Annotated in this window: 6 protein-coding genes; 2 read left to right on the top strand and 4 right to left on the bottom strand. The window is 51.9% G+C overall.

Annotated features, from left to right (window positions below; translation table 11 throughout):
• Positions 1-846: 846 nt before the first annotated feature.
• From AC5E51_RS09255 to AC5E51_RS09245, 3 genes are all read right to left on the bottom strand, one after another.
• Complete coding sequence (locus tag AC5E51_RS09255; RefSeq protein WP_491778464.1) at positions 847-2,778, bottom strand: choice-of-anchor I family protein; 1,932 nt, start codon at positions 2,776-2,778, stop codon at positions 847-849.
• Positions 2,779-2,949: 171 nt separating this feature from the next.
• Positions 2,950-3,669: a YebC/PmpR family DNA-binding transcriptional regulator gene (locus tag AC5E51_RS09250; RefSeq protein WP_068434842.1), complete on the bottom strand. Its 720-nt coding sequence runs from the start codon at positions 3,667-3,669 to the stop codon at positions 2,950-2,952.
• Positions 3,670-3,729: 60 nt separating this feature from the next.
• On the bottom strand, positions 3,730-4,449 hold the full coding sequence (locus AC5E51_RS09245; protein WP_491778463.1) for a tRNA-uridine aminocarboxypropyltransferase: 720 nt from the start codon (positions 4,447-4,449) through the stop codon (positions 3,730-3,732).
• 188 nt (positions 4,450-4,637) lie between these two features.
• Here AC5E51_RS09245 and AC5E51_RS09240 point away from each other — a divergent pair, with 188 nt between their 5' ends.
• Both AC5E51_RS09240 and gdhA read left to right on the top strand, forming a co-directional pair.
• Entirely contained in the window at positions 4,638-5,141 is a 504-nt protein-coding gene (locus tag AC5E51_RS09240) for a pyridoxamine 5'-phosphate oxidase family protein (RefSeq protein ID WP_273088679.1), read from the top strand.
• Between the two features lie 73 nt (positions 5,142-5,214).
• Positions 5,215-6,546, top strand: a complete 1,332-nt coding sequence (gdhA, locus tag AC5E51_RS09235; RefSeq protein ID WP_491778462.1) for an NADP-specific glutamate dehydrogenase — start codon at positions 5,215-5,217, stop codon at positions 6,544-6,546.
• On the opposite strand, the gene AC5E51_RS09230 is transcribed toward gdhA, so the two are convergent.
• Entirely contained in the window at positions 6,527-8,710 is a 2,184-nt protein-coding gene (locus AC5E51_RS09230; RefSeq protein WP_068434837.1) for a sensor histidine kinase, read from the bottom strand. The genes gdhA and AC5E51_RS09230 overlap by 20 nt on opposite strands.
• Between the last annotated feature and the right edge of the window lie 76 nt (positions 8,711-8,786).

Here is an 8,786-nt window from a genome sequence, read left to right as displayed (position 1 = left end):
CCAGTGCCGATGTCTTCCTGAAAGTGGACAACCTGTTCGATGAACAGCAAATTGTTGCACGTTTGCCCGATGGCGCCAGGCCAAACATGCCACGTACCGCTTCGCTGGGGATCAGCGTTAATTTCTGATCAACAACCCAAGGCCAACTGATCGGCGGCGAGTTCGCCTTTGCATTCCCTCTCTGTCATAGCCCCGGTTTCCAACCGGGGTTTTCTGGCTATGAGAGACCTAACAACCTAATCCCGACAGACTGCCAGACGACTCCACGTGCGCGTCGGTGCGCCCCTTTTTCAGGAATTGATTATTGCCAGATAGCTATGTGCACAGAAACTTCAGATGAACTCTATTCAGGGCGGGGCAGAATCGAGTAGGAGGGGGAGTCGCCTCCCCCGTCCTCTCACACCACCGGGCAAACGGATTCGTACCACGGCGGTTCCTGTCCCCCATTATCGGGCTGAGCTTCGTTCCGCTGAATTCGCTCGCCTGTGTGCTCTGAGCGCTTCGACAGTCTTTGGGCTTCCGGCCCGCCATACAGTTATCGAGAGCCCTCCGGGGAGGCTTCTGCTCGTACACATCAGAGAGTGGTCAACTATCCACTCGTGACAGGTTCAGCCCTTCAGCTCTTGGTTAGAGAGCCTAATATGGCCTCTGCTGACTCCTGTTCGCCCATCCCGACACCTCACGGTGCTTCAAGTGTGGTTATGTAGGGCCTATCAACCAGTTAATCCGTTGTGAGTTTTGCTTGTCGCCCACCTTTCAATTTCGCATAGCAACCAGATAATCCGGATACCCTAAAATAAAAAGCCCGACTGCCATCCGACAGCCGGGCTTCTTATTCGCTAACGTTTATCGGATATCCTGAAAAGCGATTGAGTAAACGGTCGTCGTACCGCTGACTTCATTACCGACTGCAATGAAGTGCTTTCCTTCACGAGTAAAGTACTCAATAGACTCAGGGCCAAGATCACCCGCATCAACACTGTAAGTGTCGTTGTCGCACTCTGTACCATCGACCACAGTGCAGACAGGTGCATCAAAGTCGCGGTTGTTCAGATAGCTCTGATACACAGGCTCAGTTGGGTCAGTAATGTCGAACACCATTACGCCACCCTGACGCTCCAGACCAACGAACGCAAAGAAACGATCACCAATCTGCGCAACTTCGATCGCTTCTGGTTCAGTACCTTTGTCATCAGATCGGTTGTCGCCTGAGTCGTTCTCGTCGTTCGTCGAGTTAAAGTCCTCTGGATCTGTATCGAATACTTTTTGGGCAATCACATCACCACTGTCATAAACGAGGTCGCCTGCTGCGTCCCAGATCGAGAATGAACGGGCACCGAAGGTCACGATGTCATCACCGGCTGCGTATTCCGCCTGATCAGTCGTTACTTTGATACGCTTCAGTTGGTCATTGTCATCCAGTGCCGCCTTAAGAGGATGTGCGTCTGCAACCAGCTCTTCGATATCACCACCACGGGCTTCATCAATCCACGAGATGCAATCGTCTTCTTCGTTGGCGTAGGCATCAGCGTCTTCATCTTCACCACCCGGTGCGAAGTCATCGCCATCCCACTCATGACCAGCAGCATCACAGGCCTGCTGAGTCGTCTCGTAGATGTACTCACGACCGTCGCCTTCGTTAGCGGTAAGGATGTAGGTCGCGCCGTCGATCTCTACGCTAACGATGGTGTCTGGCATATAGAGGCCTACCAACTGTTCGTAGCTGGCGAACTCACCCGTGCCGTCGTCTTTGTTAGATGCGTCCAGCTCATTGCCCGATTCTGAATTCCAGGACTTTTTACCCAGCCCCTTCATTCCTTCAACACGAGCGTCAGCCACATCAATAATCGCGACCGCGTTGTTTTCCTGCATAGCAACCCAGGCAACAGAAGCATCGGCGTTTAATGCCAGATACTCAGGCTCCAGATCCTGTGCAACTGTGGTGCCCGCAGGCCCGGGCAGACGGACGTCCGCAGGGACTTCATCGGCACGGCTGCCGCCCACGTTAAAGTCCGCAAAGCTGACCTGAGAGACAACGGCGTCATCCGGGCCAAAACCGTTCTGCAGGTCAACGATAGTGACAGAACCCTCAGGGTCATTGGTGTAATCGCCGCTCGGCTCACCTTCGTTAGCGGTCAGGATATAGCGTGCATCCTCAGAGAGGGTCACCATATCTGGCAGAGCACCTGCCATATAAGTGCCAATCAATTCCAGAGTATCTGAGCGGTACAGAGCAATCAGGCCAGCGTCCTGCTTAGTCGCCGCTTCGATGGCCACGGCTACCAGACCCTGTTTCGCCGACACACTGTTAGCCGCGCCAATTTCTATACCCGCCGCAGTGGCTGCAGCAGAAAGGTTGATCGTGCCGTGCTTACTTGGCGCGCTTGTGGTCTGCGCCAGAGAGAGGACGTCAACGGTCGCGTCTTCTGCGTTCACGACATACAGTTTGTCGGAGCACTTGTCGTACGAAACGATCTCAGCAGACGCCGTATCGAACTCATTGCCAGACACATAGGTATCAACCACTGACAGCTCAAGAGTGCCCGCCACGGAGGTATCGGTTGCCGTCGTAACGGTTTCACACTCGATTCCAAGATCCGCCAGCTTAGGGCTGTTATTGGTTTCGCTACCTGCATCTGTGTTCGTGTCGGTATTGGTATCCGTATTTGCGTTGTTATTACTGTTGTTACTATCGTCGCCGCCGCACGCTGCCAGAGTCGCTGCGAGAATCGCAGGCACAATGATCTTCAATGCGGGCGCTGTCAGAGATGTTTTCATCGTCTTCCCCAGAGTCACATATTTATCAGTGACGCAGGATGACCGAGAATTATTTCAGCTTAGTGACAACTCCCTCACAGGAATCGGTGGCTATGGACACCCACAAAAAACGGGAGCCGAAGCTCCCGTTTCTAACCTACTAACTAGCCAATCATCTGTCCAACATACGGCTTATTCAAATGAACCGTTGTGGTAGATTTCCTGAACGTCTTCGAGGTCATTAATTAACCCTGCGAAACGCTCAAACTGTTCAACGTCATCCCCTGCTATCGGGTGTTCCATCGTTGGCAGATAAGTAATTTCTTCAACTTCGAAGTCGATATCCGGGTTCATTTCCTGCAGAGCCGTCTTGGTTTTAAAGAACTCGGTCGGCGGAACAAGAACAGTGATCATGCCATCTTCACACTCGATGTCAGACACATCGACGTCGGCCATCATCAGGGCTTCGAGTGCCGCTTCTTCGTCGTCACCGGCAAATACGAACATGGCACGGTGGTCGAACATGTGCGACACAGAGCCTTGTGTACCCAGCTTGGCCTTACACTTCGAGAATACGCCGCGGATTTCACCAAACGTGCGGTTGGCATTGTCGGTCAGTGCGCTGATCAGCACCATAGCACCGCCTGGTGCAATACCCTCATACAGAGCCGGCTGGAAGTCTTCGCCGGTTCCGCCACTGGCTTTATCCAGTGCTTTTTCGATCACGTGACTTGGCACCTGATCCTTCTTCGCGCGGTCAATCAATGAGCGCAGAGCCAGGTTACCTGAAGGGTCTGTACCACCGGCTTTTGCCGTTACATAAATCTCACGGCCATACTTGGAGTAGACTTTGGTTTTTGCAGCGGCCGTTTTGGCCATGGATTCTTTACGGTTCTGATACGCGCGGCCCATAGGAATTGCTTCTTGTGGCTGATTTAAAAAAGCCGATTGTACCCGCAGCCGTCGGGATTGTCAGTTTTCTGAAGAAGGCGCTGAATCGCTCTTCTCATTAGCAGGAAATTTATTCGAACGCCCTGCCAGATAATTCTCCCGGAAGATATCGAAATACGCCCGTAAACGACGCGCTGCCTCCGGGTAACCAAGGCGTTCCAGCAAGGGGATAGCGACTTCGGCAGTTCCCAATTGATGGTCGCGCACCGCAACGCGCAGGCGATACTCAGACAGTGCTTCTGGCTCTACGGCAATCACCGGCAACGATTCCAGCCAGGGGCTTCTGAACATCTTACGCGCCTCGCGCCAGGTGCCATCGAGAAAAATCAGAAGCGGCGTTCGCCCTTCAATGTACTCAGCCAAAGACCGGTCTTCGCGCAGCTGGCGCTCTACTTCAACGTACTCATGCGGGAAGACAATCACGGGGGCGTATGCCGGATCAGAGAGCAGCGCGAGCATGTCTTTGTCTGGCCCCGTTCTCGTCCATTGAAAGGCATGGTTGTCTTCGAGCACATCCGCAATCAACCGCCCGGTATTGCTCGGTTTGAAGACCTCGCCTTGGTAATAAATGAGGCAAACGGCAACACCGGTAACCGACTCCGGTCGCTGTCCACAGACACACAGGCGCACTGACAACAGGCAGTCGTCACACCGGGAAAGTTTACTGCCACGGGCCAGGAATTCGCGGCGTGAAAGCGCCTTCTGTCGGGCTCTCAAACGAGTAACGCTGGTTTCTTTCATTTATCTCGCCATTTGCCCTGCCATACAAACATACACCCACCACCTGAAAAGAAGCGCGATATCCGGAGCGGGATTCTGTGTGAATCAATACAGCAATGCCAGCCAGTGAAAAGAAATTGGAACAAATTTCTTATCTGCCACTCACACCATGTACAACACTTGTCTAGCTTTTTGCTAAGGAGTCTCTCATGGCCGCATTAGATCAACTTCAGAATGACCCAAAAGCCGCACTGTGGAACGCACTTTCCGAGGAAACCGCAGTCATGCTGGGAATAGATGGCGTTACTGACTTTATGAAGCCTATGGCCGCCAAACCAGACCTTGATAGCGAAACCATCTGGTTCTTTACTGATAAACGAAGCGAAACATTTGGCCGCCTGTCGGGTGAGCCCGCTGCACGCATCTGCATCAGCGATTCAACCGAACATTTCTGGGCCGACATCAAGGGACGTATTAAGGTCGTCAATGACTCAGAAGTCGTTGCTAATAAATGGTCTGTCGATATTGAAGCCTGGTACGACAAAGGCAAGCGTGACGACAACCTTCAATTAATGGCGTTCTCACCAGAAAAGGCCGAACTGTCTGCCTCTACGGCTAACCCGATCAGTTTCAGCTGGCAAACCGCGAAAGCCATTCTGGGTAATCAGGATCGCCCAGACATCAGTGAACAGAAACAAATCACCTTCTCATAAAGATGAAAAAGGCAGGGCGCGGACGCCCTGCCTGACCGAATAACAGCACCCTATCCGTACACAGGAAACGTCCATGTCATCCCCCGTTACATACCAGGAATATCTAGAAAACTATCATCCTCATGCCGAGGAATTTCATCAGGCGGTGAAAGAAGTCTGTGACGACATTGCCGAAGAATATGAAAGCAGTGATGACTATGCCGAGTGGAATATCATCGAGCGCCTGATTGAGCCAGACCGGATTATTAAATTCCGCGTCAGCTGGGAAGATGATAAAGGGAAAGTGCATGTTAACCGCGCATGGCGCGTGCAGTTTCATAATCTGCTCGGTGCCTACAAAGGCGGCTTACGCTTTCACCCGACGGTGAATGAGAGTGTTCTTAAATTTCTGGGTTTTGAGCAGTGTTTTAAAAATGCACTCACCGGCTTACCCATGGGCGGAGCCAAAGGTGGATCTGACTTTAACCCTAAAGGAAAAAGTCAGCGTGAAATTATGCGCTTCTGCCAATCCTTTATGCGGGAGCTGTATCGACACATAGGCCCGGATACCGATGTGCCTGCGGGTGACATTAACGTCAGCAGTAATGAGATCGGCTTTATGTTTGGCGAATACCTTCGTATCAATAACCGTTGGGAAGGTGTACTCACAGGCAAAACCCCAGGGTTCGGCGGCAGCTGTGGCCGCGAAGAAGCAACAGGTTACGGTGTTATTTATTTTCTACGCGAAATGCTGCAAGCCCATGATGACTCGCTGGATAACAAACGTATCTTAATTTCAGGCTCAGGCAATGTTGCGCTTCATGCCGCCGAGAAAGCCATCGCTGAAGGCGCTGTTGTTCTTACTGTTTCGGATTCGAGTGGCACTCTGTATTTCAAAGACGGAATGACAGAAAAAGAGCTCAACGCCATAAAGTCACTGAAACTCGACGATAAAGGCCGGCTTAAAGAAGCCTCCGTTGGTGATTACCAGGAGGATAAGAAACCCTGGGGCATTGATAATGCCGACATCGCGCTGCCTTGTGCTACACAGAATGAACTGGATGATAAAGACGCAGAAACCTTACTCGGCAATGAGGTGCGCATTCTGTGCGAAGGCGCGAACATGCCGCTAACCGACGGAGCACGTAAACAATTTCTCAATGCCAACGCGTTATACGGCCCTGCGAAAGCAGCTAACGCTGGCGGCGTTGCTGTATCGGGCCTTGAGCGGTCTCAGAATGCTGAGCTAACGACCTGGCCAATTTCTCGCGTTGATGAAGAACTGAACCGCATCATGAAAGAAATCCATGAGCGGTGCATTCAGCATGTAAAGAAAAAGGATGGCGTTTATCCATACAGCCGCGGGGCGAACATCTATGGTTTCAAGAAACTCGCGGGGGCAATGATTACTCACGGGATTGGCTGATTGCAGCATCCAGCCCTACAGTGTCGAGTAGCGGCCCGTCTAATGGCACTTCCAATATAAGCTGCCAGCAGACGGTGCCCTGTTCGTCGTGGGGTTTTACCGAAATTTCTGCGCCAAGCGCTTGTGCTCTGGCGCGCATACTTTCCTGCCCTAAGCCCTGATCAATGCGCGGCAGGTCTGGTGAATCCGATGATTTACAGTAATTTATCATGGTGACGACCAGAGCCGGGCCTTTCACAGAAGCGCTTACCTCAATGCTGTTACTACCTGCTCGCAGGGCATTACTGAGAGCTTCGCGGAGAATACGCTCAAGGTGGTAATAACCGTTTCTGGTGAGCGTGAGATCTGGAACATCTTGCGTCCACACAAGCGGCACATCATAGTCCTGGCAACGCGCCTGTGCCTCATCCTTCATTGACACACATAAAGCCTCCAGTCCATCGGGCGCATCGAAACTGTGATTAAGCAGGTTGCGTAAATCCGAAATGGCGGAACGCACCAATGCCTGCTCCTCTTCTGCACTGCGGCGAAGAATGGTCAGCAGCTTTGCCCCAATATCATCGTGCAGGTCGCGCCGGATTCGTTGGCGCTCCGACTGCACACCTTCCTCATGCGCACCATGAGTCCGGTCGATCAGATCATCCAACGCTCGAATTAAATCAGCGGTTCTGAAATCATTTTCTGTCAGGTTTCTTGCGCCTTGAAAAGGATGCAACAACTCGAGAAATCTCGCTTCGCCTGAGGCATCTGGCGCCGTCAGTTGCAGAACGTTTTTCTGAGGATGTGAGCCGGTATGGATTCTGATATCCAGGGGAGAGAATACGGTTCTGAACGCGTCGGTTAAACGCTCCTCACGGCTCAGGTATCGATCATTTACTAACCCGGGCAACGAATCCCTGAGCCAATGATCAAGCTCCCCACGGTGAGCTGGAAGCAGCCTCGCAAGAAAGAACTGACGCACCGGAAAGTACAGCCAGCCGACCAAGGCCAGAGAAATTGCTAAGGTTTCAGGGCCACTGCGCGACAGCAGATACGTCAGCAAAATATCGATCATCAGGATGGCCATACCACCCGCGATCCAGCCCCAGACTTTTAAGTACCAGGGATCAAGATCAAACACCCTGTGCCGGATCACAGCAAACAACATCCCGAAGTACATAAAGACAAACGTCACCAGCACCATGGACTGAGAGGCCAGAGGTGGACGCCCCATCAGCATAGGAACAATAGCGGTTATTGCGAAAATACCCGTTCCTGCCACGACCGATATAAAAATCCAACGTACTTTTATTCTTTCTTCACTCCCCGGCGCACTCTTCATCCACTGCACAAACAAACCAATAAGAGCGGCGATCAAAGAAATACCGTAAGGGAGATAAAACATAACGGCTGTCTCGGGGTGCACGGGAAAGAACTGCGCACTCAATGTCGAAATCAGTGGCAGACTGAATACGCACCAGGCTAAACGCGAGCCAAACAGTATTGCGGGGTAATTCCACAGAAAAGCAATCAGACCAGTAGCAAACAACGAAGAGCCAAGATGGTTCATCAACGAGGCTGCAAAAAACAGATCCCCCTGAATAAACAAATCGCGGGTACTGTAAATGGCTGCAAACAGGCTCGATAACGCAAAGCCGACGCCTGTAATCACAAATGCTATCCGGCCGGAGCGTTCACTTTTATCAGAACTGAGTAGCAACACCAGGAAACAGATAAGAGCGGCAAGAAAGCCACTGAAGGCCTGAATCCAGAAATCAAACCTGAGATCCGCCAGCGTTCTCGACCGCGGATCAACGTCAATCAGGCGACCGTCGTCCAGTGCCAATGAGAGCTGATCATCCAGCAACCAGGATGAAACCAGACCCACCTCATCCATGACTCTGCGATAGTCTTCAATCAGAGGCAGACTGTCCGGTTCTTCAATAAAGAGTTCAGGCGTCGCCACTATACGCTGCTCTTGCGCTGTGCGATTCACAAAAGCAATTACCCGGTCAGTTTGGATCTCGCTCCTCGGATCGGTCTCAAGGTCAGAGTAGAAAACATGGCCGTCAGAGGTATTAAAAGTGCCATCAGCCTCAGGCAGCGACAGCGAAGTCAGTGCAATAAGCGCCAGAAAAATAACAGGAACCAGAACCGAAAGCATGGCCTGAGAGCGGAGATTCATAGACAGTATCCGTGCAAGGGAGTGGCCGACTTTAAATGGGAGTTGCCTGAAATAACACGTCGAAACAGGTCATGTG

This window comes from Thalassolituus sp., assembly GCF_984348125.1.
The sequence above is the reverse complement of the archived record's forward strand: the minus strand, read 5'-3'. Positions and strand labels throughout refer to the sequence as shown.

Bases quoted from the DNA above. Each gene is read 5' to 3' on its own strand.
- AC5E51_RS09255 (WP_491778464.1), bottom strand. From the start codon at position 2,778: ATGAAAACATCTCTGACAGCGCCCGCATTGAAGATCATTGTGCCTGCG.
- AC5E51_RS09250 (WP_068434842.1), bottom strand. From the start codon at position 3,669: ATGGGCCGCGCGTATCAGAACCGTAAAGAATCCATGGCCAAAACGGCC.
- AC5E51_RS09245 (WP_491778463.1), bottom strand. From the start codon at position 4,449: ATGAAAGAAACCAGCGTTACTCGTTTGAGAGCCCGACAGAAGGCGCTT.
- AC5E51_RS09240 (WP_273088679.1), top strand. From the start codon at position 4,638: ATGGCCGCATTAGATCAACTTCAGAATGACCCAAAAGCCGCACTGTGG.
- gdhA (WP_491778462.1), top strand. From the start codon at position 5,215: ATGTCATCCCCCGTTACATACCAGGAATATCTAGAAAACTATCATCCT.
- AC5E51_RS09230 (WP_068434837.1), bottom strand. From the start codon at position 8,710: ATGAATCTCCGCTCTCAGGCCATGCTTTCGGTTCTGGTTCCTGTTATT.